Source organism: Caenibius tardaugens NBRC 16725 (assembly GCF_003860345.1).
Taxonomy (GTDB): Bacteria; Pseudomonadota; Alphaproteobacteria; order Sphingomonadales; family Sphingomonadaceae; genus Caenibius; species Caenibius tardaugens.
In genome coordinates, this window is the sequence record NZ_CP034179.1 from 3893773 (window position 1) to 3918188 (window position 24416).

The 24416-nt window shown below is 63.7% G+C and carries 29 protein-coding genes; 26 read left to right on the forward strand and 3 right to left on the reverse strand.

What is annotated here, in order from left to right; genetic code table 11:
- Positions 1 to 123: 123 nt before the first annotated feature.
- The 13 genes from EGO55_RS18345 to EGO55_RS18405 all read left to right on the forward strand — a co-directional run bounded on the left by EGO55_RS18345 (position 124) and on the right by EGO55_RS18405 (position 9426).
- Entirely contained in the window at positions 124 to 600 is a 477-nt protein-coding gene (locus EGO55_RS18345; protein WP_040716090.1) for a hypothetical protein, read from the forward strand.
- 28 nt (positions 601 to 628) lie between these two features.
- The gene (locus EGO55_RS18350) at positions 629 to 1774 is read left to right on the forward strand and encodes a phosphoadenosine phosphosulfate reductase domain-containing protein (protein WP_021690673.1); all 1146 of its coding nucleotides are present in this window, start codon (positions 629 to 631) and stop codon (positions 1772 to 1774) included.
- A gap of 64 nt (positions 1775 to 1838) precedes the next feature.
- Positions 1839 to 3527, forward strand: a complete 1689-nt coding sequence (locus EGO55_RS18355) for an ATP-binding protein (protein ID WP_040716087.1) — start codon at positions 1839 to 1841, stop codon at positions 3525 to 3527.
- Positions 3528 to 3621: 94 nt separating this feature from the next.
- Complete coding sequence (locus EGO55_RS18360; RefSeq protein WP_021690671.1) at positions 3622 to 4011, forward strand: MDR/zinc-dependent alcohol dehydrogenase-like family protein; 390 nt, start codon at positions 3622 to 3624, stop codon at positions 4009 to 4011.
- On the forward strand, positions 4008 to 4535 hold the full coding sequence (locus tag EGO55_RS18365; RefSeq protein WP_021690670.1) for an RES family NAD+ phosphorylase: 528 nt from the start codon (positions 4008 to 4010) through the stop codon (positions 4533 to 4535). Before EGO55_RS18360 ends, EGO55_RS18365 begins: the two co-directional genes overlap by 4 nt.
- Positions 4536 to 4587: 52 nt before the next feature.
- Positions 4588 to 4794 (forward strand): hypothetical protein, encoded by a 207-nt coding sequence (locus EGO55_RS18370; protein ID WP_021690669.1) that lies wholly within the window; start codon positions 4588 to 4590, stop codon positions 4792 to 4794.
- A 197-nt stretch (positions 4795 to 4991) separates the two neighbouring features.
- Positions 4992 to 5261: a type II toxin-antitoxin system ParD family antitoxin gene (locus EGO55_RS18375; RefSeq protein WP_021690668.1), complete on the forward strand. Its 270-nt coding sequence runs from the start codon at positions 4992 to 4994 to the stop codon at positions 5259 to 5261.
- Positions 5261 to 5554 (forward strand): type II toxin-antitoxin system RelE/ParE family toxin, encoded by a 294-nt coding sequence (locus tag EGO55_RS18380; RefSeq protein WP_021690667.1) that lies wholly within the window; start codon positions 5261 to 5263, stop codon positions 5552 to 5554. The genes EGO55_RS18375 and EGO55_RS18380 overlap by 1 nt, the downstream gene beginning before the upstream one ends.
- A 299-nt stretch (positions 5555 to 5853) precedes the next feature.
- Positions 5854 to 6789, forward strand: coding sequence for a hypothetical protein (locus EGO55_RS18385; RefSeq protein ID WP_021690666.1), 936 nt, complete (start codon positions 5854 to 5856; stop codon positions 6787 to 6789).
- 81 nt (positions 6790 to 6870) lie between these two features.
- Complete coding sequence (locus EGO55_RS18390; protein WP_021690665.1) at positions 6871 to 7371, forward strand: hypothetical protein; 501 nt, start codon at positions 6871 to 6873, stop codon at positions 7369 to 7371.
- Positions 7372 to 7534: 163 nt separating this feature from the next.
- Positions 7535 to 8215 (forward strand): NYN domain-containing protein, encoded by a 681-nt coding sequence (locus tag EGO55_RS18395; RefSeq protein WP_040716233.1) that lies wholly within the window; start codon positions 7535 to 7537, stop codon positions 8213 to 8215.
- Between the two features lie 135 nt (positions 8216 to 8350).
- Positions 8351 to 8566, forward strand: coding sequence for a DUF5818 domain-containing protein (locus EGO55_RS18400; RefSeq protein ID WP_040716230.1), 216 nt, complete (start codon positions 8351 to 8353; stop codon positions 8564 to 8566).
- Between the two features lie 563 nt (positions 8567 to 9129).
- Complete coding sequence (locus EGO55_RS18405) at positions 9130 to 9426, forward strand: antibiotic biosynthesis monooxygenase (protein ID WP_021690662.1); 297 nt, start codon at positions 9130 to 9132, stop codon at positions 9424 to 9426.
- Positions 9427 to 9496: 70 nt separating this feature from the next.
- Here EGO55_RS18405 and EGO55_RS18410 read toward each other — a convergent pair whose 3' ends face one another.
- A complete protein-coding gene (locus tag EGO55_RS18410; RefSeq protein WP_021690661.1) occupies positions 9497 to 10276 on the reverse strand; it encodes an enoyl-CoA hydratase/isomerase family protein in 780 nt (259 codons plus the stop codon).
- A gap of 367 nt (positions 10277 to 10643) precedes the next feature.
- Between EGO55_RS18410 and EGO55_RS18415 the strand changes: the two genes are divergently transcribed.
- The 4 genes from EGO55_RS18415 to EGO55_RS18430 all read left to right on the forward strand — a co-directional run bounded on the left by EGO55_RS18415 (position 10644) and on the right by EGO55_RS18430 (position 14164).
- The gene (locus tag EGO55_RS18415; protein WP_021690660.1) at positions 10644 to 11117 is read left to right on the forward strand and encodes a DUF736 domain-containing protein; all 474 of its coding nucleotides are present in this window, start codon (positions 10644 to 10646) and stop codon (positions 11115 to 11117) included.
- A gap of 97 nt (positions 11118 to 11214) precedes the next feature.
- On the forward strand, positions 11215 to 12213 hold the full coding sequence (locus EGO55_RS18420; RefSeq protein WP_021690659.1) for a DUF2493 domain-containing protein: 999 nt from the start codon (positions 11215 to 11217) through the stop codon (positions 12211 to 12213).
- A gap of 242 nt (positions 12214 to 12455) precedes the next feature.
- Complete coding sequence (locus tag EGO55_RS18425; protein ID WP_021690658.1) at positions 12456 to 12797, forward strand: hypothetical protein; 342 nt, start codon at positions 12456 to 12458, stop codon at positions 12795 to 12797.
- Positions 12798 to 13180: 383 nt separating this feature from the next.
- Positions 13181 to 14164 carry a DUF2493 domain-containing protein gene (locus EGO55_RS18430; protein ID WP_021690657.1) on the forward strand — a complete coding sequence of 328 codons (984 nt, stop codon included), beginning with the start codon at positions 13181 to 13183 and terminating at the stop codon, positions 14162 to 14164.
- A 155-nt stretch (positions 14165 to 14319) separates the two neighbouring features.
- Here EGO55_RS18430 and EGO55_RS18435 read toward each other — a convergent pair whose 3' ends face one another.
- Entirely contained in the window at positions 14320 to 14628 is a 309-nt protein-coding gene (locus tag EGO55_RS18435; protein WP_040716224.1) for a hypothetical protein, read from the reverse strand.
- 533 nt (positions 14629 to 15161) lie between these two features.
- On the opposite strand from EGO55_RS18435, the gene EGO55_RS18440 reads away from it, so the two are divergent.
- The 5 genes from EGO55_RS18440 to EGO55_RS21785 all read left to right on the forward strand — a co-directional run bounded on the left by EGO55_RS18440 (position 15162) and on the right by EGO55_RS21785 (position 21782).
- Positions 15162 to 15461, forward strand: coding sequence for a ribbon-helix-helix protein, CopG family (locus tag EGO55_RS18440; protein ID WP_021690655.1), 300 nt, complete (start codon positions 15162 to 15164; stop codon positions 15459 to 15461).
- Between the two features lie 157 nt (positions 15462 to 15618).
- Positions 15619 to 17697 (forward strand): type IV secretion system DNA-binding domain-containing protein, encoded by a 2079-nt coding sequence (locus EGO55_RS18445; RefSeq protein ID WP_021690653.1) that lies wholly within the window; start codon positions 15619 to 15621, stop codon positions 17695 to 17697.
- Positions 17694 to 20699, forward strand: coding sequence for a MobF family relaxase (gene mobF, locus EGO55_RS18450; RefSeq protein WP_021690652.1), 3006 nt, complete (start codon positions 17694 to 17696; stop codon positions 20697 to 20699). Before EGO55_RS18445 ends, mobF begins: the two co-directional genes overlap by 4 nt.
- Before the next feature lie 28 nt (positions 20700 to 20727).
- Positions 20728 to 21378: a lytic transglycosylase domain-containing protein gene (locus EGO55_RS18455; RefSeq protein ID WP_210766572.1), complete on the forward strand. Its 651-nt coding sequence runs from the start codon at positions 20728 to 20730 to the stop codon at positions 21376 to 21378.
- A gap of 110 nt (positions 21379 to 21488) precedes the next feature.
- Entirely contained in the window at positions 21489 to 21782 is a 294-nt protein-coding gene (locus EGO55_RS21785; protein WP_161566051.1) for a sigma factor-like helix-turn-helix DNA-binding protein, read from the forward strand.
- Positions 21783 to 22136: 354 nt separating this feature from the next.
- On the opposite strand, the gene EGO55_RS18465 is transcribed toward EGO55_RS21785, so the two are convergent.
- Positions 22137 to 22628, reverse strand: coding sequence for a winged helix-turn-helix transcriptional regulator (locus tag EGO55_RS18465; RefSeq protein ID WP_021690649.1), 492 nt, complete (start codon positions 22626 to 22628; stop codon positions 22137 to 22139).
- 106 nt (positions 22629 to 22734) lie between these two features.
- On the opposite strand from EGO55_RS18465, the gene EGO55_RS18470 reads away from it, so the two are divergent.
- Genes EGO55_RS18470 through EGO55_RS18485 form a run of 4 tightly spaced genes read left to right on the forward strand, consistent with a single transcriptional unit; the run spans position 22735 to position 24389 of the window.
- Positions 22735 to 23181, forward strand: coding sequence for an MAPEG family protein (locus EGO55_RS18470; RefSeq protein WP_021690648.1), 447 nt, complete (start codon positions 22735 to 22737; stop codon positions 23179 to 23181).
- On the forward strand, positions 23178 to 23480 hold the full coding sequence (locus tag EGO55_RS18475) for a hypothetical protein (protein ID WP_021690647.1): 303 nt from the start codon (positions 23178 to 23180) through the stop codon (positions 23478 to 23480). Before EGO55_RS18470 ends, EGO55_RS18475 begins: the two co-directional genes overlap by 4 nt.
- 17 nt (positions 23481 to 23497) lie before the next feature.
- The gene (locus EGO55_RS18480) at positions 23498 to 23899 is read left to right on the forward strand and encodes a VOC family protein (protein ID WP_021690646.1); all 402 of its coding nucleotides are present in this window, start codon (positions 23498 to 23500) and stop codon (positions 23897 to 23899) included.
- A 16-nt stretch (positions 23900 to 23915) separates the two neighbouring features.
- Positions 23916 to 24389 (forward strand): cupin domain-containing protein, encoded by a 474-nt coding sequence (locus EGO55_RS18485; RefSeq protein ID WP_021690645.1) that lies wholly within the window; start codon positions 23916 to 23918, stop codon positions 24387 to 24389.
- Positions 24390 to 24416 lie beyond the last annotated feature (27 nt).

Consider the following 24416-nt stretch of genomic DNA (forward strand, 5'->3'; position numbering starts at 1 on the left):
TCATTAGCGTCCTTGCCCGCTGCGCTCGCAGCGAGGTGGCCGCTTGGATGAAGGTCGCTTGAAAAGGGAAGGGGGAATGAAGGCGGGCTCCCGATGATGGGGAGTGCCGAGGGAGTTCCCGCGATGAAAATCGAGCTGCGCCGTATCAACCACAATCCCAAATTGTCGGAAGAAACCGAAGCTTTTACCGCCGAAGTGTGGATAAATGGCGAGCGCGCGTTTGAAGCCCGCAATCAGGGGCAGGGCGGTTGCGATTTCTACCGCCAGGTTGGACGGTGGACAGAAGCCGAGGTCGATGCATGGCTCAAGGCCAACCGCCCGATCCGCCCGTTTCAGGGATTGACCCTCGAACATGATATCGAGGCGGAAGTCGGCGACCTGCTGGCGCATGAACTCGAATATCGCCGGTTGAAACGCTTGCTCCGCACCAATCTCATCACGATCGAGCGCGGCCAGATATATCAATATCCCTTGCGCAAGCGCCCGCTCGATTTGATCGCGAGAGCCGTTACCGTCACCAATCCGCAGGCGGTTATCGTCAATGGCGGTGATGATGCCGTGATCCGGCAGGCTCTCGCCATTCTTTCGGCCGCTCACTGACCCATAACTCCACGGGGGAGGGACGCGGGTGAACATTCCTTTCACGGTCGTCCGGCCACCTGCCGGCGCGGCCCCCGACGTCGCCATCGACGGTCTGGTTCTGGACGCAGTTGCGCGGGGTGCCTGGTTCGCCTTCAACCTTTCGGGCGGCAAGGATTCCTCGGCCGCCGCACAGGCGGCGACTGCATTGCTGGATCAGCTTGGACATCCTCGCGATCGGCGGATTGCCATTCATGCCGATCTCGGCCGCGCCGAATGGCGCTCCACGCCTGAGACCGTCGCTGCGGTTGCCGAACGCCTTGGCCTGCCGCTCGTTGTCGCGCGCCGCAGTGCTGGCGACATGGTCGCACGCTGGGAACAGCGCTTCGCCAACGGATGCCGCCGCTATGAAAATCTCGAACTCTACCATCTGATCGGCCCCTGGTCCTCGGCCAGCCTCCGGTTCTGCACCTCGGAACTCAAAGCCCAGGTGATCGGCCCTGAGCTTGCGCGACGATACCGGGGAGAGACTATCGTCTCGGTGATTGGCTTGCGCCGAGCCGAAAGTGCCGCGCGCCGTGATACGCCGATTTCCCGGCTCGACACGCGCTTCGCCAAGTCCGGCAATGCGGCGAAGACCCGAATGATCAGTTGGCATCCGCTGGTCCACTGGTCCAGCGACGATGTGTTCGCGTGCCACGACCGGCATGACCTTCCGCTACATGAAGCCTATCGCTGCCATGGCTCCTCCCGGCTGTCGTGCGCCTTCTGCGTCCTGGCTTCAGGCCAAGACCTTGCCGCCGCGACCGGCGCTACGGGCAATCACGAACTCTACCGTCACCTGGTCGCCATGGAAGCGGCCTCGACCTTTTCGTTCCAGCCGGGACGCTGGCTGGCCGATGTCGCGCCGCAGCTATTGCCGCCGTCCCTTGGTCGCGCGATCGCGGTGGCCAAGCGGGGGGCGGCCGAGCGCCGGGCGATGGAGGCAGCCCTGCCGGCGGGCCTGCGTTTCGTGAAGGGCCGGCCGCCCCGTCTGCCGACATTGGCGGAAGCGGGGGTGATCGCCGAGGTCCGCGAAGCGCTGCTGCGACGCCACGGCCTCGCGAACCTTTATCCAGACGCCTGCGCCATCAGGCAGCGCTTCGCTGATCTTCTGGAAGCCAGGCGGCTACCGAGCCCTGCATCCGAGCGGTGAGGGGAAGGGGGCAGGGCGGATGTGGCGGTGTGGAATCGGCTGCATCGCCATTGCGGAGAGCCTCATGTCCCTTCCTGCCACCATCCACACCTCGGTTGGCCAATCTCTGATCGGCAAGGTCAGCCGCCTGTTCAACAACAGCGTGACCGACGTCCTCAACGAACTGCTGCAAAATGCCCGCCGGGCGGATGCCAGCCGCATCGAGATCGATGTCGTCGATGACGATGGGCGTTCGATCCTCGTGGTCCGTGACGACGGATCAGGTGTCGCCGATCCGGCCAAGCTGGTGACGCTGGGCGACTCGGGGTGGAATGAGGCGACCCAGCACCGCGAAGATCCGGCCGGGATGGGCGTGTTCAGTGTTGCCGGGCGCCCCGTCGAAATCCGCTCCCGTGCAAGAGGCACCGACAATGGCTGGCGCGTCGTCATCGCGCCGGAAGCCTGGGAGAGTGGCGCGCCGCTAGCGATCGAGTCCTGGGCGGTGGACGCCGGCACGGAACTCCGGATCGGTATGCCCGATGCGTGGGGGAAGGATCTGGCCGCCGCTGCGGTCAATGCCGCCCGGCACTATCCGCTTCCGGTGCTGTTCAAGGGCGAGGAACTCAAGCGATCCGATTTTCTCGCCGGCGCGGTTCGTGTGGAGGACTGGGAAGGTTGCAGAATTGGTGTGTTTCTCGAGCGTGGACATATTCCGTCGAGCTATCCGCGCATCAATTTCCACGGGCTGACAGTATGCTGTCCCATGCCGAGCGTCAGCGAGGTTGAAACCAGCGAATGCTGGCACGTGCGGGTCGACATCATCGATGCGCCGGCGCTGCAACTGGTCCTCCCGGCCCGCAAGGAGATGGTTCAGAATGCCGCACTCGACCATTTGCGCGAAGCCGCCGAGCGCGCGATCTTCCGGGCGATTGCCCACCATGGCCGTCATCGCCTGGCCCATGCCCAATGGTTGAGGGCGAGGGAACTCGGTATCGACCTTTCTGAAGCCGAGCCATGGCTTCCGGCCTGGATTCCACGCACGGCTGATGGGAATTCCTTGGCCGTGGGTGAACGGGTCGTGGACAGGCCGATGATCCTGTTCCCCGATGCCGAGCCGCCGATCGAACAATGCGCCGCCCGCGTCTTGCGAAGCGGAGAGATACTGGGCGGCGCGCTCGTCCGCGAGGTTTCCGCGTTCGCGGGCTATCGCTGGTATGACCTCGTGCCGCGCATATCGGCCCTCTCGTTCCGGATCGAAGCCGAAGGCGAAATACATCGCTACGAGGAAGGGCTGGCCCTGCCTGACACGATGCAATCCGGGACCGTCGCGGCGATCATGCTCGATGTTTTCATCAGCCCTTCCGGCACCCCCGATGAAAGCGCATCGTCCCGTTCCTTTCCGGCGGACGTCCTGATCGCGCCCGACGATGGCTGGTCAGCCGATCTCGACGAGACATTGATCCTTCTGGCGCCGGGGTGTTCGGTCGATCCCAACGACCTCGCCGATCTGCTCGAAGCTTCCTGCTTTTGCGCCTCCGACGATGTCGACAACGACAGTTGGCAGACGCAACAGCGCTATTTCCTGGTTCAGGCGCGGCAGATCGCCAATACCCTGCTGCGCGGTGAAGATGCAGCGATCCTCGAGCGCATTCGCGACATCGTCCATGAGGAGATTCGTTGGCTCATTCCTGCGGGCCGACGGGTTTCGATGGTCGCCGGTGACGGCCAGATCGACCTTGCGTTCGTGGATGAGGCCGCCGCTCCATCAGACTGATGTGCCTAGTGCCTGTATGTCGCCGTGAATGGGCGTAATCTGGCCTTGAAAATGTGCAATATATGTGCAAATACTAGCTCTGAAGGAGATGGCCATGCCCGCCGTATCGATGGAGCGCCGCACGACCGCCATATCGGGGTTCGTCGAGAGCCTCCAGGAACCGCGCACGCCTTATATTTCTCCCAAGCGTTTTTCCGCGGCGTTGGGGATCCAGGTTGCGGGCCTCGCCAATCTCGCTGGCGTCCATCGCAATACCATGCGCAATCCGGCCTCCGAGCGCCTGCAGGACAAGCTTCGGGAAATGGTGCGGGTCATCGCCGCGGCTGCCACGCTGACCGGCGACGTGTCCAAGGCGATCTTCTGGTACCGCAACGAGCCCATCGCCGATTACGATCACAAGACCGCCGCCGAACTTGTGGCGGAGGGGCATGCCGACGCGGTGATGGCGCATCTGCGTGATCTCGAAAACGGCGCCAGCGGGTGAAGGTCAGGGCGCTTGGTCCCGACGACGTCTTCTATCGCTACCTCACCCCCAAATGGGCTTTCGTGCCCCTGAGCGGTGCGGGCGCGGCAGCGGAAGGCGGTCGCTTCAACCGGGGCGGCATCGAAGCGCTCTATCTGGCGCGGGCGCCGCAGACCGCGCTGGAGGAATATGCCCAGGACTCCTCGCTGGTCCGGCCCGCGACATTGGCCAGCTACCTGCTCTCGGTGGAGAGCATCGTCGATCTTTCTGGCGGCTACGATCCGGACCATTGGTCTGGCGATTGGGCGGAATGGGATTGTCCGTGGCGGCGGATCGTGCGGATTGACAAGGGAACGCCGTCGTCCTGGCTACTGGCCGACAAAGTCATCTCGGATGGCCACAAGGGCATCCTCTTTCCTTCGATCCGGCATCCGGGCGGCACAAACCTCGTAATCTTCAACTCGAACCTTGCCGCTGCCGATCGAATGACGGTTCACGATCCCGATGGCCGCTTGCCCAAGGACCAGTCTTCCTGGCCCAGTTGACCATTGCTGCGCGCATCTTCGGATGCCGCGGGAAATTCATGTGGAGACCAGCATGTCGAATGCCGATCCCGTACCGTTGCTGTCGCCCCGACGCAGGCAGCTGGCAAGTTTCGAACACGCCTATGCGGTGGCGCTGCAGATCCGTCGCGAGAGCGGCGTGCGCCAGTTCATCCTATGCACCGGCGATCCGTTGCAGCCTTATCGTACCACCAGCTGCGCGCCCGCGCGGGATGAGCGGGTCATGGCCCTGGTCGCGTGACACCCGTCGGTCCGAGCCGGTGTCGGAGCGAAGCTACCACCTCGCGATACCGGCCCTGCCGAATGCAACTTACCGTGGCCGTGGATCGTGTTGGGCTGGCGGCCTTCGCAGCTTGTCATCGCGCGCGCCCTCATAGATCTGAGTCTTGTGCCCCTATATCATAAAGTGATATTTCTCTTCGGCAGAGGAGTTTGACCATGCCTTCCAGCTTCACTCTGGGCGCCCATTTCGAAGGTTTCATCAAGAGCCAGGTGAACAGCGGCCGCTATGCTTCGGCCAGCGAAGTCGTGCGCGACAGCCTCCGGCTGCTCGAAGAGCAGGACGCTATGCGTCAGGCCCGGCTCGACGCGTTACGTGCCGAGATCGAACATGGCGCCACCAGCGGTCCTGGCATTCCCGCCGATCAGGCTTTTGCGAACGCACGCAAGCGGATTGCCGATATCGCCGCCGGCGCCGCGGATAGTTGATGCGACTGGAATTTTCGCCCGCAGCGAATGCCGATCTTGTGGAGATCGCCAGCTTCATCGCTCGCGATAATGTCCCTCGGGCTGTCACCTTCATCGACGAACTCGAAACGTCCTGCGCCCAGCTCGTCGATTTTCCCCATTCGGGCGTAGCCCGTCCCGAGCTTCGTGTTGGACTACGATCCAAGCCGCACGAAAGCTATGTGATCTTCTACAGCGTTCTGGAGCAGGTCATCCGCATCGAGCGTATCCTGCACGGTGCGCGCGACGTCGGCGCGATCCTTTCCCCAAGCTAGCCAACATCTCCCAAGCGTTGAGTCGGGAACGAGCACTCCATGTCGTGCTCGCCTGACTCTCGCCGTTCGAACCTGTGTCGGAACAACGCTTCGCCCCCGGCGTGTCCGGTCTGCCGAATGCAACAGCCGTAACGCTGGCCAGCCCGATGGGAAAACCATCGGGCTGGCCAGCATTCGACCCACTCGTCACCGCGAAACGCTCAGGCATCGCCCTGGCCGTCCTGCCGCTGCGGCTTTCGACGGTGACCCATTCTCTGGATACCGCAATGACTGAACCGCGCCATCGTGCATGTGCATCCATGTGCGAACCGAACCTGCCTCCGCCGGTGATTGTCGCATGGGGTGCGGGCGTCGATTCGACCGCCATGATCATCGAACTGGCCGCCCGGCGCGCGCGCATCGACATGGTGCTGATCGCCGACATGCCGGAGCGTCCGCAAACAAGGTCGTTCATCCCGATTTTCCGGGACTGGATGGATGCCCATGGCATCGCGAACGAGATAGTCCGCTATCGCCCCAAGCGCTTCAAGCATTGGCCGCCCTATGCGGATCTGCTCGAAAATTGCCTGACCAACGGCACCTTGCCGTCCATCGCTTTCGGCAGGTCCGTCTGCTCCGCGAAATGGAAGATCGCTCCACAGGACGCCTGGACCAAGGCGTGGGCTCCAGCGCGGCAGGCCTGGGCGCGGGGTCAGAAAGTCGTCCGTCTGATCGGCTTCGATTGCGGGCCGCGCGACAGCCAGCGCTTCGCACATGCCGAAGGCCTCGATAGTGAATTGTTCGAATATCGCTATCCCTTACGCGAATGGGGGTGGGATCGTGAAGCATGCAAGGATCGCATCCGGCGCGAGGGACTCCCGGTTCCGGTCGCCAGTTCCTGCTTCTTCTGTACGGGCATGAAGCCCGACGAGGTCCGGGAGCTACCCCGCAGCTATCTGCGCCTCATCATATTGATGGAGGCGCGGGCGGCGCCGCGGCTTCGCACCGTGGAGGGCCTGTGGCGCAAAGGGACAAGGGGCCTGCGGGGCCGCGAGGCCCGCCCCGGCGCCATGACGGACTTCATCCGAGCCGAAGGATTGCTTCCCTCCGCTGAGATGGACGAGATCATCGCGCATGCGCCTGCCGATCTCATTGCGTTTCAGGATGCTGCTGCCCTGGTGCCGCTGGCCCAGCGCGCTCCGCTGCGAACCTGGCTCGACCGTTTCAATGCGGCGGCTGATCGCCTTGCGGCCTGACATGGAACCGGTGAAGAATTGGCCATTCCTGCCTCAATTCGTCTTGACCAGAGAGATCGGCAGGTTCGACAGCATTTAACCATGCGTCTTACCGATGATCTTGCCGCAAGGCGGCGCCTCTATGCCCGGCCGCTCGCCACGATGCCCGATGTGCTCCTGATCGATATTCCTCCGGTTTTCGCTTCACCCAGCCTTCCGTTTGGGCGCTATTACCCGGTGATCATCGAGACCGACGCTGAATATGCGGAGATGGAAACCTTTCTCGATCGGGATCGCTCCCGGCTGGTGGCCCCGGATCTGCTTGACCGCCGCCCGTCAGCGTTGCGTGGTGACGATATCGTCTTCGCGCGATACGCACCCTCCAGCCTTGGCTGGCCTTGGCTGCTGCTATGCCGCTGGCCGGCCGACTATGCGGCGATGGTGCCTGGGCAGGGTGACTATTTCGCACGCGATGCCTATACCTGCGAGGTCTTCGAGACGGTCGATGATCTGGCTGATGCCGAGACCCGCTTGCTTGGCATTCTGGGCTCGCATCGCCCGGTGCGGTTAGCGGCGCTGCCGGAGATCATGGGGCATGCCTGATTGATCTCCCGCCGGTTGCAATAGGCGGATGTCACGGATTCCATTGCGGTTGCACAATCTCAACCTTTGACCTATATAGAGGGCACTACTCCCCCGGCTGGCTCAGGCCGCCGGGCGCACGGCGGGCGAAAGCCCGCCGTTGCTCTTTCTGGATACCGCCGTCTTGGAAACTCACGTCTACATCGACGGTTTCAATCTCTATTACGGTCTCCTGCGCGGCACGCCCCACAAGTGGCTCGATCTCGAACGGTTCTGCGACCAGCTTCTGCCGAAGAACGATGTACGCAAGATCTACTATTTCACCGCCAAGGTGGATGCCCGGCCGCACGATCCCGACCAACCGACCCGTCAGCTTGCCTACCTCCATGCGCTGGAAACCTTGCCGCGCGTTGAGGTCCATCTTGGCACCTTCATGAGTTCGGTCGTCAGTCAGGTTGTCGTCGATACCGATCCAGCGACAGGTCGCTATCTTCGTGCGAGCGGCAAGCCCGTGATCAAGACCGACTCTGCCGGCGCCCCGGTCAAGGTCTGGACCTTCAAATCGGAAGAGAAGGGCTCGGACGTCAATCTCGCGGCCTATCTGTTGCGCGACGCCTATCAGGGCAATTGCGCCTGTGCCGTCATCGTCTCCAATGATTCCGACCTTCTGACCCCCATTCGCATGGCCAAGGCGGATTGCGGCATGACTATCGGCCTGGTGCCGCCACGCCCCAAAGGTAGCGTCGAACTTAAGCGTCTCGCCGATTTCAAGATAGAACCGCGTGTCCATCTGCTCGCCAGTTCCCAATTGCCGGCGATCCTTCAGACGCCTCAGGGAACGGTTCACAAGCCTGCGAACTGGTGATCTGAAGCATTCGCTGGCCTTGAACATCATGCTGCATCGCCCGAGAGGGAATGCCATGACCACGCTACGAATCGTCGCTTATTCCGGATGCATGCCGCCATTTCGTTCACGACCTACCCGTCAAAGGGGCCTTTGATGGCGACGCGGGGCAACAATGCCTATCGCCGCTTGACGGGACGGCTACGCCTGAATGGCCGCAGCGCCATGCTTGAGACCGCCGAGGAAAAGCTGATCTACCTCACTACGTCCGACGATCTTGCGGATTTCGATGGTTGCGCCGTCATCGTCGAAGGGGAGCTCTCCGGGGGCGATCGCTTGTCGCTAACCTGGATTGGCCTCGCCGGCGCCTGAGATCGCCCTTCATCAGCACCCTTAGGCCAGATTTGTAATCGAGGCGGCTGCGGCTCACTTCGTGTCCTGCCGTCCGCATCGTCTGGCCGGAATTTTGCCTGAGACCTTATGCGCGGTCGCAGGTTTGCTATTTGCGGAACGATCGTGTTGGCTTGCTGATCGATGAAGCGGATTGAAGGGTGGGGCGGCTGCCCGCTTTGCGGGCACCGGGCTAAGGGGCTACGCCTAGAGCCCCGCTGCGCGGGTCTCGAGCCCTTGCGGGACCTATATCCCTGCCGCGCGGTGGGGTGAGAGGGCTTTTCGCTGAGAGGTGATCGGAGAGTGGTCGGTTTGCGCGGGATGGATCCCCCGACGCCATTTGCACGATACGGCAATCTACTGCTGGCACTCATCGCACTGCTACTCCTCGCAGCAGTTTGGATTGAGCATCAGCGCGCCACGGGCAAGAACGCTTAAAATGGCGGTCTTATACCGTGAGGGACGCATGCGACAATTTGCCCAGGCAGTACCTTGCCCCACGCACTCCGATGAGCAAGAGCGGTTCGCGACCGGGAGGGCTTGAAATGACCACCATGAACGACGCCCATGTTCTGATCATCCATGAGGTTGACGAATATCAGAAATGGAAGCGCATATTCGACGACGCGGCAGACATGCGGAAAGCAGCGGGCGAGATCGAATTCCAGTTGCTGGCCTACGAGGCGGAAGACCGGCGGCTGGTTCACTTTTCGCGCTGGATATCCCTCGATGCCGCCCGGGCCTTCTTTGAATCGCCGGAATTGGTCGAAATCAGGCGGATCGCCGGGGTTCGCGCACCCGAATTTATCTATCTCCGGGAAATCGAGGCTGGACAGCTCTGATGCAGATTGAGGATTCACGACACATGCGGTCGGCGTGACCTTCCGCCGAAACAATCCACCTGAACTTGATCTATTCGAACACCGGCGTGCGCCCTGCCGCAAATGCCTGGACACCTTCGATACCGTCTGGCGTTCCTGCTGCACGCGCTATTGCACGGCCCTCGATTTCCATTTGTGCCTCAAGGCCATTGCCAGGAGAACATAGCAGCAGTCGCTTGACGGTCGCCTGCGCTGCGCGCGGGCCCGCCGCGAGCTGGTGGCACATGGCCCTGGCGGCATCCTCCAGATCGGCAACCGGGACGACACGGGTGGCAAGCCCCCAATCCAATGCTTCTGCAGCACTCAGGGTGCGATTGGTGAATGCAAGCTCCTGCGCGCGGCGCAAACCGATCAGGCGCGGCAAATACCATGTCGAACTCCCGTCCGGGCTGAGTCCCACCGCCGTATAGGCCATTGTGAATTTCGCATTGTCGGCGGCAATGACGATGTCGCCCGCGATCACCAGGCTGAACCCGGCCCCTGCCGCAGACCCGTTGACCGCGACAATCAGCGGCGCATCCATGCGGGCAAATATCGAGATCGCCTTGTGCAGGTCATCCGCCAATTGCTTGACGCGCGGCGTCGCTTCGTCACCGAAACCGGCGAAGGCCCTGAGGTCGCCGCCTGCACAGAAGATCTTGCCGCGCGCCGAAAGCAATACGGCCTTGATGGCAGGGTCGAGATCGCAGGCCATGGCAGCCTCAGCCAGCTCGCGCGCGAGGTCGGAATTGAACGCATTTCCCGCATCGGGCCGGTTCAGGACAATCCGTGCGACATGGTCCTGAACTTCGAAGTCGATCGTCTTGAACATGGTCGTTGCTTCCGGTCCGCGTCGTTGCCGCAAGCTTTATGACTTTACCTCGCCACTTCAAGTGAGCGGTAGTCGCCTGCTGGATGGTCTGCCTGCATTTGGCGCGCACTTGGCGGGAAGCGCAGCGCGATTTCGCCACCAGCCGGATCACAGAACGATCGTGGCGGCGCGGGGTGGGGAACGAGGGGCCGCGCGTTTCATCGGCGCCTGTGGAGGATGGAAGCCCCGGTGGCAGCGCGGGCGGTGAGGGAGGTGCTGCGCTCCGGAAATCCAGCCGGGCGACGAGGGCAGGCCCAGAGAAGAGGAGGGCTGAAGAGGGTGTCGCGAAGAAATGGTTCGAGAGCGACATCGTCAAGGAGTTAAGATCATGAACATTGGTGAAATCCGGAACGTCAACGGCCGTCTGACCGGTTCCATCGCCACGCGCACCATCGACCTGCCCCGCATCGGTCTGCGTAAGGTCGACAGCATGAGCGACCGCGCGCCGGTCTATGAGATCCTCGCGCTCAATGTCGCCCGGCGCTGGGTGCAGATCGGGGCGCTGTGGGAGGCCTTCTCGAAGAAGACCGGGGAAGCCTTCCTCGCCGGTTCGGTCGATGATCCGGGCCTGCCCGAGCCGCTGCCGGTGGCGCTGTTCCCGACCGAGGACGGCGGCTACACCATAGCCTGGCGGCGCGAGACGGTGCGCGCGGAGTTCGCGGGCGGCTTCGGCACATCGCAGCGGTCCTACGATGAACGCACGCAGGACGGCTTCGGCGAGAGCACGGCGGGCAACAATGGCGCGCTGATGGGTGCGGGCGCGGGCGCCGGCGCCGAGGATGGCGAGGACCTGCCGTTCTGACCTGAGCGGCATCTGGCGAAGGGCCGGGGGTGCAGCAGCGCCTCCGGCCCTTTTCGTTTTTCCTCTGTCTTCCTCAATAGATCAGGAGTCCGTCATCATGGCGACCACCCGCGCGCTGCGCAGTGTCAGCAGCTTTCCCGACCTCAAGGAACTCTATGCCGAAATGACCGCCACCCCCGAATTCCAGGCAGCGTTCGGCGATCCACTTGGCCTCTCGGTCATCGAGCCGGGCGATCAGCCTGGCGAGCATGAAATGCCCGAGCCCTTCGCCGCGCAGGCAGAATGTGGGGGCATCATCGCCACTATCTTCGACCTGTTTACCGGCACCAGGCTGGAGCCGCTCGCCGCAGAAATCGCCTGGGGCTTCGTCAACAGCTTCCATTTCGTCGCCGGCAAGCTCGAACGGCGCGAGGATGCGCTCGCGCTGGAAGTCGGCGACATGGCGCGTCATCCCGACATGAGCGAAGTCTACAACAATGAGATGGAGGAGAAGCAGATCCTCTGCCAGTCGGTCGCCGAACAGCGCGAGGCGATCGAATGCATGCGTGACTATGCCGCCGAGATGTACCGCGTCCAGTCGGGTTGGCCCTGGTCGGCAGCGCGGGGCAGCAGGGCATCCTCGGCCTCGACCGCAAGCCAGATCGCCGCGCTCGATTTCCTGCGCGCCCGCGAACTCGCCACTCGCGAGAAGCACATGCCGCGCGGCCCCATCGTGGTCTTTTCCGGGCCTGCCCAATGGCACGATTGGGAGACACTCTGGGCCAAGCTCGACGAGATCAAGGCGCGCATCCCGCATATGACGCTGGTGACGACCGGGCAGCGCAAGGGGGCGGACGCGATTGCCGCCGCCTGGGCGGCGCGGAGCGATAACAGCGTGCCGCTGGTCGCCTATGGGCTATACGGCAATGGCCGCAAGACCGCCTTCACCCGCAACCGCAAGCTCGCCGAGCTGAAGCCGGTCGAGGCGCTGCTGTGCGAGGGATCGGGGCTTCAGGCCAATCTCTACCAGACCCTGCGGCAAGCGAATGTCCCGATCCATGCCTTCCGCAAGGCGGACCAGGTGGCCGACAGCGCGGTGCGGCGGATGCGGGCCTGATTGCTCCTGGTCGGTCGCGGGGCGGAGTTTCTCCGCCTCCGCATTTACGCTTGCTTGCAACGATGGTGGGCCGGACGCGATACCCGCGTACTGGCCTTTTTTTGTGTGAGAGGTTCGCCCGTGCCGTTGCACGAAATGAGCAGATGAATATCTGCAACTGGGGGCATTCCGATCTGGAATTCTGTTCCTCTCATTTGCGGAAATGGGCCGAAATGCTATCCCTTGCTACAAAGGATAAGTGAATGCCCCAGATCATTATCGGCTTGATCGCAACCGCAGTCCTGATCGGAATGTCGTTCCTTGCGAACGAAAGATTCCGGGAACGCAGCCGTCTGCCGATGCAGTGGTATTTGGACGGGGAAGTCACCTGGACTGCACCCCGCCGTATTGCGTTGGCGTTCGTACCCGCGCTGGCGATTCCCATCATTTGGGCCACGGTCGCCCTGACGATCTTCGTAGCCCCACGTCCCGGCCAGGACGGTTTTGAAATTCCGGTCACCCTCTTCATGGGAGGGATATTCGTTGGCGCCCACTTCCTGCACATCTGGCTTATCGACAGGCATTTGAAACGGAGCGGCGGTTAGCCACCCAAAGCAGGAACCGGACTGGCGTGTCCGGTCTTCGGTTTGTGACCGTGTGGTTTTCCAGCCCGTCGCGCGGCGCAAACAGGGACAGCACGGGCATCGAGCCCGCGTTGTCCCTCGGGTGCGTGGGGCGAGGTGGGTGTATAATTCTCTCTACAACAAGTCCAAGTGTGGCACGGGGATAGCACCGGCCTCAAGGACGACGGGGCCCCACCATTTTCTTTGGCGGGCGGGCGGCAGTGCTCCGTTTCGGGCGTTTGTGCAGCGCCAAAGAAAATCGTGACCCCCATCGCCGCTGCGCGGTCGCTTCGCGATCCTTGACCCCGGCGCTCACAGCCCGTGCCTTTGAAAATGCCTCTTTCAATCCATTCAAGGAGGCAGACATGACCAAGGGTACTCGCACAATCCGTGACTTCGCCGAAATCGCCGACCTCATCGCCGCCGAAACCATGGCGACGACCGACAGCTTCAGCGCAGCATTCGAGGGAGCGCACGATACCAGCCGCATGGGTTTCGGTGAGGAGGAGCTGACCGCCGACATGCCGGACGCGACTGAAGCCCAGCTCGCCACCGAAATGCTGGTGCGCACCATGTTCGATGTGCTGCGCGACACCCGGATGGAGAGCGTGGCGGCACGGCTCGCCTGGGGGATCGTCCACAGCTTCCACAAGGTCGCCGACCAGCTGGATGGCGAAGCCGACCGGGCTGCGGTCAAGATCAAGGAACTGGTGCACGGCGCCGACGGCAGCGAGGTGATGATGGGGGAACTGGAGGAAGCCCAGCTCCTCTGCCAGTCGCTCGATGAAGCACGCGAAGCGGTCGCCTGCATGCGCGACTATGCCGCAAGCACCTATCTCGCCGAGACGGGGCGGCCATGGTCCAGCCCGAAGGGATCGCTGGTCTCGTCCAAGCGCACCGCCTCGGTGATTGCTGCAACCGACTTCCTGGCGGCACGCAGATTGCGCCGGGCGGAAGCGCACAGCCCGCAAGGTCCGGTGGTGATCTTCTCGGGCGGTCAGGCCTGGGAGGATCACGCGCTGCTCACCGAAACGCTCGATGCGGTGAAGGCGCGCATTCCGGGAATGGTGCTGGCGACGACCGCGCAGGACAAAGGGTGCGACGCGATCGCGGCTGCCTGGGCGGCCCGGAGCGGGACCATGCTCATCGCCTTCACCCTCGACAGGCGATTGGGCAAGCGGGCCGGGTTCGCGCGGAACGAGCAGCTCCTGAACCTGCGCCCGGTCGAAGCGATCGTCTGCGAAGGTTCGGGGCTCCAGTCGCATCTCGCCCGGGAGGTGAGAGCGAAGCGCATCCCGGCGAGGTTCTTCGCCCTGAAGGACCAGCGCGGGAGCCAAGCGGCGGCGTAAGGAAGCGATACGGGATCGGTCGGGCATTCGTCCGGCCGATCCCTTTTTTTGTTGGCCTCGATGTCGCCCCCGCTCGGGAGCCCGGACCTTTGGCCCGGGTCCGTCGCGGCGGCGATGCGAAGCCGCGAAAGGCGGCTTCGGCCTCCTGCGCGTGGCTACGCCATGCTCGTCGCTGGGCCATCCCTGCGGGATGATTTTGGATTGTTCGCGGGAGCGGATTGAGGGTTGCTGCTTGCATTGGGCAGGGGTTTGAGAACGGTGATGGCGGCTGCGCCGCCCACCCGGATTACAGCGGTCAACACATCGCGGAATTCCCGTTCCGTCAATTGCTCGACGGGGAGATCGGGAACGATCGCGGCATATTTGCCGCGCAATGCGCGGCGGGTCTTTTCCACCTCCTCGCCCATCTTGCGCTGGCGCGCTTCGAGGTCGGCGAGGCGTTCTCTGTCGGTCATCTTGGGCATATCCATCGTCCTTCGGGATGGTCTGCCCGCCGCCCCCAATATCGGAGGATCGGACGCCGTTCGCAATCCCCCGGAGCAGGGGCAAACTTCAGGAGCCATCATGACGTCATCGCCGATCACTTTCCCGCATGGGCAAGAGCCTGCCGGCGTGCCGCCGGCGAGAAGAACAGAGCCTTCCCCGTGCCGGGAAAGGGCCGCGCCCCTTCCGGTGCGAGGCGACGCAGCGAGAAGCTCGCTGCGCAAGGAAGGACGCACGGCCTTGGCCGTATTGTAATGCACCGTACGCACGGGTGCTGCGGTGATAAACCATCATAAATCCGTGTGTTGCGCTGGATGCCATGGCACCCGCCGGACACGGGCTCTGGCACCCATGGCTTCCGAAGCTGGCGACGGTGCCCGGCAACACCTGGATTTCCGCCATTTCGCGCGGGTGCCATGGAAGACGGCCAATTTTCTTGAGTTTTTGGGCGGTTCGCGCTAAAAACCAAGTGCTTCATGACTCTCGTCGTCGGGCTCCTCCACGGAGCTACGACATGCATCGAGTCAGTGTGCGGGTGGACGACACCCTCTACGAACGCCTCAGCCGCCGCGCAGCCGGTGCTGATCTTTCCTTTTCCGACTTCATCCGATCGGTCCTGACCCAGGCTGCCGATCCGCGTGGCCGCTATATCTATTCCTCGCAGGATGAGGTGCTCGGCACCTGCATCCAGATCCTGACGATCCTCGCCACTTCGGTCGGTGAACGCACGCCCGAGGTGCTCAAGCGAGGGATGGCCGATGCCTCGGCGATCCTACGAGAACGGGGTCTGCTCGGTCCGGAGCAGGACCGGTGAGCGGGGGCCGCAACATGCCCGCCGATGCCCTTGGGCCGGCACACCGCAACGCCCTGCGGCGCCCGGTCATTCCTTGGCCGCTGGGCTTCGCGCCGCTCCTCTTCCTCGGGGACTGCATCCTTATCCTCGCGCGTCGCGCCGACCGGGACATTCTGTCATGAGCATCTTTCGTAACGATACCCTGGGTTCCTGGACGCGCGGCGGTCAGGCGATCGTCCACAATGTCCGGATGACCACGCAGGTCTTCTTCCAGACCGTGGTCGCCTGCCTGATTCTCTGGGTCATGGGCATGATCTGGTACGCGCTCGAACTCTCGACCGCCTATCAGCGCTTCGTCCTCGTCAAGCTGATCGAGGCCGCCTTCAAGGCGAACGCTGCCGGTGGGACCAACGATCCGGTGCTGTTCAAGACCCCGGCGGGACAGCAATACTGGACCTCGGCCGACTGGCTGGTGGCCTCGAGCCTCGCCAAGAAGACCTTGCACAGCTTCGAACTCTATCTGATCCATGGCGCGTTAATCTCGGGCATATTCGCGTTCGGCGCGCTCGTCTGCGCCTGGTTCTCCTTCACCCGGACGGGGCGGGGGCTGGGCTCCAACGAATATATCCGCGGCGCCCGTTTCGGAACTGTCCGTCAGGTCAGGCGCATCCTGTGGCGGCAGAAGAAGGGGAGCTTCTCGATCGGCGGCGTCCCCATGCCCGACGCTTTTGAGCCCGAGCATATTCTCCTGTGCGGTGCGCCTGGCACCGGCAAGACCAACCTCATCGTCAAGATGCTCGAAGGCATCCGCACTGAAGGCAAGCGCGCCATCGTCTATGACACCGCCGGCACTTTTGTCGAAAAGTTCTACCGGCCCGGCCAGGACATCATCCTCAACCCGCTCGACCAGCGCACCGCCAAATGGTCGCCCTGGGGCGATGTCCCCCGCGAATATCATTACGACCAGATCGCGGAATCGACGATCCCCGACAAGACCGGCGATCCGTTCTGGGCCAAGGCCGCGCGCGGCACGCTGGTGGCAGTGCTGAGGAAGCTCGCCCGCGAAGGTGAGATGTTGGTCTCGGTCCTGCTCGACCGCCTGCTGCGCTCCAAGCTGAAGGACCTCGCTGCCTTTGCCGCCGGCACCGATGCGGCCGCCTTCATCAGCCTGGAAGGGGAACGGACTTCGGCGGGTATTCAGGCCGAATTGGCCTCGGTGATGCGCAGCTTCTCCTATCTCGACGATACCCGCAAAGGCCTCTCGATCCGCGAATGGGTGCAGAACGAGGAGGGGGACAACTGGCTGTTCATCACGGTGAAGGCCGACCAGCTCCCCTCGCTCCGCCCCCTGATCACGGTATGGCTCGACATCGCCATCTCGGCGATCATGAGCCTGACGCCCGATCGCAAGCGCCGCCTCTATTGCGTGATCGACGAGCTGCCGACCCTCCAGAAACTGCCCTCGCTCTCCGACTTCCTCGCCCGTGCCCGCAAATATGGCGGCTGCGGCATCCTGGGGTTCCAGTCCTACCCGCAATTGGAGGCGACCTACGGCATCCAGGATGCCGCAGCGATCACCGGCTATTGTTCGACCTGGGTGGCACTGAGGGCCAACGATACCCCCACCGCCAAGCATGTCTCCGAGAATTTGGGCCAGGTCGAACAGGTCGAAGCGAACGAGGGCATGAGCTACGGCGTCAACGATATGCGCGACGGGGTCAACCTCTCGCGCATGCAGGTGACGCGGCCGCTCGTCATGCACACCGAGGTCACCAACCTTCCCAACCTCTCGGGCTTTCTGCGGTTCGGGCGCAATCTGCCGGTGGTGCGGTTCGACGACCGGTTCAACACGGTCGCCAGCATCGCCGAGGCTTTCATCGAACGCGACACGCCGCCGTTCCGCGACAATGAGGGCAAGGTCATCATCGAGGCGATCCACGCCGCGGCCGATGCGCGCGCGGTTGCCGACGTGAAGCAGGCGGAAGCCTCCAAGCCGCGACCGGCTGAGGAGGGCGCGCGCCAGCCCGACCTCTTTACGCCCCCTGTGCCGAGCGAGGAGCCTGCGGAGCCAGTTTCCACAGAAGCACCACAGTCGTCCCCGCCGTCGCCACCCCCACTGCCGGTAACGGATGATGCCGATGACGCGGAACGGGTGCCGCAGGATTTCACGCTGGCTCCCAGGCGCGGCCACCCCAAAATCGACCTCGACGTCTATGACCGGGAGAACGGCCCGGCCAAGAAGGCGCGGCCGGCATGATCCATCCGCGCCGCCTGAAAGGCACGTCCGGTAATATCGCCCGCTACTATACGGTGGGCGATTATTACACCAAGGGCGGCGAGGAACCCAGCGAATGGGGCGGCAGGCTTGCTCCGGAGCTGGGGCTCGCGGGGACCGTCGATCCCCATACATTCCAGGAATTGCTAGCTGGCCGGGTCGCTGGCCAGCAGCTTGGCCGTCATCGGGCCAATGGCGAAATCGAGCACCACCCTGGTTGGGACTTTGCCGTCAATGCCCCCAAGTCGGTGTCGATCATGGCGCTCGTCGCGGGCGACGATCGGATCATCACGGCGCATGAGCGTGCCGTCACTACGGCTCTATCCTATCTCGAAGAACACGCGGCGCTGCGCCGTCGCGAGGATGATGAAATCGTCCACGAAACCACCGGGCGGCTGCTGTTCGCGCGCTTCACCGAGCATGCCAGTCGCGAGCTCGATCCCCACCTCCATACCCATGTCGTCGTGCTCAACATGACCAACCGTGAGGCCGACGCGCCGATGGCCAGCCTCGAAAGCCGGGCGATGTATGCCGAGCAGATGGTCGCGGGGCAGGTCTACCGCAACGAGCTTGCCCATGGTCTGCGCGAACAGGGTTTCGAGATCGAGTTCGACCCGCGCAAGGGCCTGTTCGAGATTACCGGTGTGCCCAAGGACTTCATCCGCGAGACCTCGCAGCGCGCCGAACAGATCAATACCCATGCAAAAGAACACGGGCTGAGCGGGCAGGCTGCGCGGCGGGCTTCCTTTTACCAGACCCGCGGCGCCAAGGTGAAGGTCGGGCTTGAGGAATTGCGCGGGCAATGGACCGAGCGGGCCAGGCCCTATGCCAGGGAACTGGAGCAGGTGCGTGCGCACGCCGAAGCGAAGGGGCAGGAAACCCCCGATCCCGAGCGTGCCTCCGAGCAAGGCCCGGAGCGCGCTGTGGCGAGCCGCGCCGCGCTGTTCGGCATCCGTCAGGCCGAATCCCGCGAAGCGGTGACGAGCCTTGGGACGCTCTACCGGCATGCGCTCGCCTCCCATGTCGGCGAGGTACGCCTGTCCGATATCCGCCCGCTCATCACCGAGCATGAGACGCGCCGCAAGCTGCTGGCGACCCGGACGCAGACCGGCGATCAGACCCTGACACGGGGGCGCACGACGCGGCGGAGCGCCCGGCTCGAACAGGCGCTGGTCCGCCAGCTCGCGTTGGCGCTGGACGATGCGCGGCCGATCGCCTCGTCCGACCGGTTGCTCACCGTGCTGGAACATGCCGGACTTACCCCCGCGCAGGAGCGCGCGCTCGTATCGCTCGCCACCTCCCGGGACCGGGTGACGGGGCTCCACGGTGTCGCGGGCGCAGGCAAGTCGATGCTGGTGCAGATGCTGAAGGATTCCGCCGAACCGGGCACGCATTTCATCGCACTGGCCCCCACATCGTCCGCTGCCGCCAATCTCGGCAAAAGCGCGGGCGTGGAATCGCGCACCGTCGCCAGCCTGCTGGCGGGCGGTGGACATGGACTGACCGACCGGCATGTCCTGGTGCTCGACGAGGCTGGGCAACTGGGGAACCGACAGGCGCTCCGCATGCTCGAGATCAGCCGCGAGACGGGCGCGCGGCTGATCCTGCTCGGTGACAACAAGCAGACCGGCGCGATCGAGCAGGGCAAGCCCTTCTGGCTGCTGCAGCGGCTCGGGCTGCCGACCGCCCAGCTCACCGAATCGATGCGCCAGGAAACCCGGGCGATGAAAGCGGCGGTCACCGCGGCGCGCTCCGGCGACTATGCGGCCTCGCTCGCCAAGCTCGACAAGGTGGTGAGCGGCGGGGATGCGGAAGCGCTGGCCAAGGGGCTGGTGGCGGAATGGACGCGGCTCGGCGCCGAGAGCCGGGCCAGTACCAATATCCTCGTGCTCGAAAACGCCACCCGCCTGCTGGTCAATGCCAAGATCCGCGAAACCCTCAAATCCGAAAGCGCCATTGCCGCCGAGGAGACCCGTCTCCAGGTTCTGACCCCGGCGGGCCTGTCCGATCAGGAAAAGCATTTTGCCCGCTTCTATTCAGGCGGGCAGGTGGTGACATTCGGGCGGGATCTCGCCGGCGCCGGGATCGCGCGCGACACTGAATATCGCGTCGTCGGCACCGGACGCGAAGCCAATGGCCGGCAGGTCGTCCGCCTCGTCGACGAGAACGGCCGGATGATCCGCTGGGATCCGAGGCTCGGCGCCGCCCGCCAGGTCAACGTGTTCAACCGCGAGGAGCGCGATCTGGCCGAAGGTGACCGCATTCAGTGGCGACTGGTCAACAAGGGACTGGATCTCAAGAACGCCGAGCGGGGGACGGTCGAGAGGCTGGAGGGGAGCCAGGCGACGATCCGCTGGGATCGCACCGACCGGGTGCAGAAGGTTGACCTGTCCGAACACAAGACCTGGGATCATGGCTATGCCGAGACGGTCTATTCGGCGCAGTCGAAGACCTATGCCCGGGTCTATGTGCTGGCCCCGGTTAGCTCGCCCCTCGTCAACGGCCAGAATTACTACACCGCGATCACCCGCGCCCGGTTCGGCGTGAAACTCTGGACCGAGGACGAGAAGCGCCTTGTCGAGAAACTCGAGAGCCGCTCGGGCGAGAAAACCTCGGCGCTCGAAGGGCTGGGGCGGCTGGGGAAGGATTCCGCGCGCGCCTATGCCGACCGCTATGCGGCGAGCATCGGGCTGGCCCGCGACGAGCAGCAACGCGCACGGCAGGAACGGCGCGACGGCTCCCTCGAACGGCAGCTCGATCGCAATCGTAATCCCGATGGTCTTGGCGATCGGCTCGCTGAAGGCGCGCACAGGATGGCCGATATTCTTGACCGGATCCTGAAATCCGCACTCGATCGCCGAACCGGACCCGATCCGGAACGCGGTCGCACGGCTCGGGCAGACCCGCGGACGGAACCAGCACGGAGCCCGCCAGATCAGCCCCCGCAACCCCAATCCCAGCCCGATCGCGGCTTTGATCGCTGATCGGGAAAAATCTCAACCAAGGAAGACCATGATGATTTGTCTTAGCCGTGTCGCCATTTTCCTGCCCCGCACCGACAGCCTGATGTTGCCTGTTTCCGCGTGTCTCGCCCTGCTTGTGGCAAACCCGGCCCAGGCGCGGGGCACCGGGGAGGGTGAAACCCGGATCGCCGAGTGCATCCGCCAGGTGGCCGGGGGAAAACCTTGGCTCGAAAAGACCCTCTGGGGTCTGCGCGACCAGGAAGCCGGCTGGCTCGGCGCTGAAGTGGGCAATACCAATGGCTCGCAAGACCTGGGTCCTCTGCAAGTCAATAGCGGGTGGGTGAAGCGGATTTCCGCGTTGGTGGGGCGCCCGCAGGCCGATGTCCGGTCCTGGCTGGTCCATGATCCCTGCTTCAATGCGGGCGCGGCGCGATGGATATTCCTGTCCGCGCTCCTGATAACAGGCGACTTCTGGAAAGCGGTCGGTGTATATCACAGCCCAACCGCCTGGCGGCAGCGACGCTATGCGCTGAGCGTGGCCCGCCATATGCAGCGCCGCTTTGGTCAGGATATCTTTGCGGTACCGGCGATACCAGTCTCGGCAGGAACCGGAACGGCCGGGGCCACTGGGGCAAGTCAGCCGCTGTCACCGGTGGTCAGAGTGCATGGCTTTGGATCGGTGCAGACGCCTTCCAGTTGAGATTGGCGTAGCGCGAGACTGCTGGAGGTTGGCTGTCCGAACCGGTCATTGATGCCGCCGCGCTGGCGCCGGATGCCGCGACGGAGCTGGCCGACGACCTATCCTTTGCTTTGCTGCTGGCGTTGGAGCGGCTGACGCCGGCAGAGCGGGCGGCGTTCCTGTTGCATGACGTGCTCGACATGCCCTTTGCCGAGATCGCCGTGACGCTGGGGCGGCAGGAGCCGGCTCGCCGACAGCCCGCCGCGCGGTCCGCGACCGGCGGGGCACGCTCCGCACGGCGCCCGAGGCGCATCACCGCCTGCTTGCCACGTTCGGCACTGCGGTTGCATCGGGAGATGTCGCGGGCCTGGCCGCTCTGCTGCGCGAGGATGCGATGCTCATCGCCGATGGCGGCGGCAAGGTGATGGCAGCACTTAACCCCATCCAGGGCGCGGACCGCATTGCGTGCTTCTTTATCGGAATTGTAGGCAAGTTCGGGCCTCTGAACGGGGGCTGGTTACGGAACTTGTGTAGGTCAATGGCCTGCCTGGGGTTCTGGTCTGCAGGGACGAGCAGATCGATCAGGTTCTAGCTATCGAGACGGATGGCGTCCGGATCAGCGTTGTCTATGTCGTCCGGAATCCCGACAAACCGGTTCGCCTGCCGTTGGGAGTCTCAGCCAGAAATGGGTCGCAACTGTTGAACAGGTTGTGATGGCGCTGCCGGCTTTGCCTTGATCAGTAGGAAACCGTGAGTGCCAGAGATGGCAGAACCGTGCGTCAGTCCCCGCTGATAGGGCTGGATGCCCATTCCTCGAACCCGGCCGTCACGTCGTCGGCGGGCACGATGCGTCCGAATTCATCGACGAATGCTACGTGAACGCCGGCCCCGTACGTCTTCCTGACGAGGTGCATCGGCGGCGTTCGTCCTTGCCCGACCCAGTGCTCAGACCATTGACGCATGGCGAGGAAAGGAAGCCGTAGCGCCTCTCCCATTTCGGTCAGCACATATTCCTTGCGCGGGCGGCTGCCAGCGACCTTGTAGTCGTGCCGCACCATCAGGCCGGCGGAGACAAGGCGTTTCAGACGGTCCGCCAGCACGGTTCGCGGGATCCCCAGCTCGATATGGAAGTCCTCATAGCGCCGAACTCCGAAGAGGGCGCTGCGCAGGATGAGTAGGGACCAGCGATCCCCTAGGAACTCGAAGCTGGCGGCCAGTGTGCAGCGGCTGATGTGTACGGGCGATTGCCGCCTGAATGGGGGCGTTTCCATACTTCTTGAATAACTGGGTTGCAAAAACAAATCCAGCCTATACGTCTAAGTATTAAATATGGACTCAATGGTGCGCTGAGTACCGATACAAGGAGGTCTGAACACGATGGCCCACGCAAGCCCGCCGATTCTCTGGCCGACCATGGCCTTGGCCTTGTTGATCTTCACGGTCTGGTTCGTGCTGCTGCGTCGGCGCTTCACCCACATCGCCGCCAACCCGCCCACGGCCAAGACCTTTGCCGACGGCGAGAGCGTCGCGCGCTACTTCCACCCAGTGGAGCGGCCAGCGCACAACCTTGCCAACCTGTTCGAGATGCCGGTGCTCTACTTCGCGCTGGTACCGTTGCTGATGCTGACGGGCCATGCCTCGGCCAGCCAGATCGTGCTGGCGTGGATCTTTGTGGCTCTGCGCGCGCTGCACAGTGTCGTTCATATCGGCCCCAATGCGGTTCGCTTGCGGGCGCGGCTCTATATCGCCTCGTGCGCCGTGCTCGCGGCCATGTGGCTGGGCTTTGCCATCGGTCTCTTGATCCATGCCGGAACTGGCGCATGACCACGACGTCCCGGGCCGCCGAATATGTCCTCATCGTCCATGAGGTCGAGGACTATGCGAAATGGAAGGCGATCTTCGATGACGCCGCCACGATCCGGCGCGAGGCGGGCGAGATAGAATACCGCCTGCTGGCCTTGGACACCGATGCGAACCGGGTCGTTCACTTCTCCTGTTGGTCGTCCCTGTCCGCCGCTCATGCCGTTTTCGAATCCCCCGAGCTCGTCGAAATCCGGCGGGCTGCGGGCGTGCATGCGCCCGAGTTCCTCTATTTGAAGGAAATCGAGGCGGGGGTCCTCTGAGCGACAGGAAGCCACCGATGATCTCTCACACCTTTCTCGGCACCAACGCCCCCGACCGGGCAGCCGCTTTCTATGCGCCGATCATGGATGCGCTGGGATGGCGGCGGCGCCACTCGGAAACGTCCACCCATCTGGTGATCTGGAACCCGGCGGCAACGACCCGGCCGCTATTCGTGCTCGGCTGGCCGTTCGACGGCGAGGCGGCGGATCCCGGGAACGGGGGCATGGTGGCCTTGCTGGCGTCGGACCGCGCCACGGTCGATCGCGTCCACGAAATCGCTATCGCCGGCGGCGCCAGGTGCGAAGGCAAGCCGGGTTTGCGGCCGCGCTATCACGCCAACTACTATGGCGCCTATTTCCGTGACCTCGACGGCAACAAGCTCTGCATCGTCTGTCATCAGCCCGCCGAACACGCCTGACAGGGAGAACCAAACCATGCCTGTGCCCGCGCCTGAACCTCGCCACGCCCTCGACATCGCACCGCGCGCCAAGCCCTCCAACTACCCGCCCCAATTCGCCGAGCGCGTCTCCGGTCGGGTCAAGCGCCAGCTGGGCGATGCCTTCGGGCTGTCTCGCTTCGGGGTGAACCTCACGGTGTTGCCGCCGGGCGCGCAATCCGCCCTGCTGCATCGGCACACGGAGCAGGAGGAGTTCGTCTACATCCTGTCCGGCTATCCGACGCTGCGAACCGACGCGGGCGAGGTGGTGCTGGAGCCGGGGATGTGCGTGGGGTTTCCCGCGGGTGGCCTTGCCCACCACCTGATCAACCGCACCGAAGCGGAGGTGCACTATCTCGAGGTGGGAGATCGTAGCGTCACCGACCAGGGCGAATATCCCGAGGACGACCTTGCCGCGCAATGGTCTGCAGGCGGCTGGCATTTTACCCGCAAGCGCGGGGGGCCATGGTAAGCAGCGTTCCTCGCGCCGTGTGGTTTG

What these genes read in the sequence shown, in the direction of transcription:
- EGO55_RS18345 (WP_040716090.1), top strand. Translation starts at nt 124, where the DNA reads ATGAAAATCGAGCTGCGCCGTATCAACCACAATCCCAAATTGTCGGAA.
- EGO55_RS18355 (WP_040716087.1), top strand. Translation starts at nt 1,839, where the DNA reads ATGTCCCTTCCTGCCACCATCCACACCTCGGTTGGCCAATCTCTGATC.
- EGO55_RS18360 (WP_021690671.1), top strand. Translation starts at nt 3,622, where the DNA reads ATGCCCGCCGTATCGATGGAGCGCCGCACGACCGCCATATCGGGGTTC.
- EGO55_RS18370 (WP_021690669.1), top strand. Translation starts at nt 4,588, where the DNA reads ATGTCGAATGCCGATCCCGTACCGTTGCTGTCGCCCCGACGCAGGCAG.
- EGO55_RS18375 (WP_021690668.1), top strand. Translation starts at nt 4,992, where the DNA reads ATGCCTTCCAGCTTCACTCTGGGCGCCCATTTCGAAGGTTTCATCAAG.
- EGO55_RS18380 (WP_021690667.1), top strand. Translation starts at nt 5,261, where the DNA reads ATGCGACTGGAATTTTCGCCCGCAGCGAATGCCGATCTTGTGGAGATC.
- EGO55_RS18385 (WP_021690666.1), top strand. Translation starts at nt 5,854, where the DNA reads ATGTGCGAACCGAACCTGCCTCCGCCGGTGATTGTCGCATGGGGTGCG.
- EGO55_RS18390 (WP_021690665.1), top strand. Translation starts at nt 6,871, where the DNA reads ATGCGTCTTACCGATGATCTTGCCGCAAGGCGGCGCCTCTATGCCCGG.
- EGO55_RS18400 (WP_040716230.1), top strand. Translation starts at nt 8,351, where the DNA reads ATGGCGACGCGGGGCAACAATGCCTATCGCCGCTTGACGGGACGGCTA.
- EGO55_RS18405 (WP_021690662.1), top strand. Translation starts at nt 9,130, where the DNA reads ATGACCACCATGAACGACGCCCATGTTCTGATCATCCATGAGGTTGAC.
- EGO55_RS18410 (WP_021690661.1), bottom strand. Translation starts at nt 10,276, where the DNA reads ATGTTCAAGACGATCGACTTCGAAGTTCAGGACCATGTCGCACGGATT.
- EGO55_RS18415 (WP_021690660.1), top strand. Translation starts at nt 10,644, where the DNA reads ATGAACATTGGTGAAATCCGGAACGTCAACGGCCGTCTGACCGGTTCC.
- EGO55_RS18420 (WP_021690659.1), top strand. Translation starts at nt 11,215, where the DNA reads ATGGCGACCACCCGCGCGCTGCGCAGTGTCAGCAGCTTTCCCGACCTC.
- EGO55_RS18425 (WP_021690658.1), top strand. Translation starts at nt 12,456, where the DNA reads ATGCCCCAGATCATTATCGGCTTGATCGCAACCGCAGTCCTGATCGGA.
- EGO55_RS18430 (WP_021690657.1), top strand. Translation starts at nt 13,181, where the DNA reads ATGACCAAGGGTACTCGCACAATCCGTGACTTCGCCGAAATCGCCGAC.
- EGO55_RS18435 (WP_040716224.1), bottom strand. Translation starts at nt 14,628, where the DNA reads ATGCCCAAGATGACCGACAGAGAACGCCTCGCCGACCTCGAAGCGCGC.
- EGO55_RS18440 (WP_021690655.1), top strand. Translation starts at nt 15,162, where the DNA reads ATGCATCGAGTCAGTGTGCGGGTGGACGACACCCTCTACGAACGCCTC.
- EGO55_RS18445 (WP_021690653.1), top strand. Translation starts at nt 15,619, where the DNA reads ATGAGCATCTTTCGTAACGATACCCTGGGTTCCTGGACGCGCGGCGGT.
- mobF (WP_021690652.1), top strand. Translation starts at nt 17,694, where the DNA reads ATGATCCATCCGCGCCGCCTGAAAGGCACGTCCGGTAATATCGCCCGC.
- EGO55_RS18455 (WP_210766572.1), top strand. Translation starts at nt 20,728, where the DNA reads ATGATGATTTGTCTTAGCCGTGTCGCCATTTTCCTGCCCCGCACCGAC.
- EGO55_RS18465 (WP_021690649.1), bottom strand. Translation starts at nt 22,628, where the DNA reads ATGGAAACGCCCCCATTCAGGCGGCAATCGCCCGTACACATCAGCCGC.
- EGO55_RS18470 (WP_021690648.1), top strand. Translation starts at nt 22,735, where the DNA reads ATGGCCCACGCAAGCCCGCCGATTCTCTGGCCGACCATGGCCTTGGCC.
- EGO55_RS18475 (WP_021690647.1), top strand. Translation starts at nt 23,178, where the DNA reads ATGACCACGACGTCCCGGGCCGCCGAATATGTCCTCATCGTCCATGAG.
- EGO55_RS18480 (WP_021690646.1), top strand. Translation starts at nt 23,498, where the DNA reads ATGATCTCTCACACCTTTCTCGGCACCAACGCCCCCGACCGGGCAGCC.
- EGO55_RS18485 (WP_021690645.1), top strand. Translation starts at nt 23,916, where the DNA reads ATGCCTGTGCCCGCGCCTGAACCTCGCCACGCCCTCGACATCGCACCG.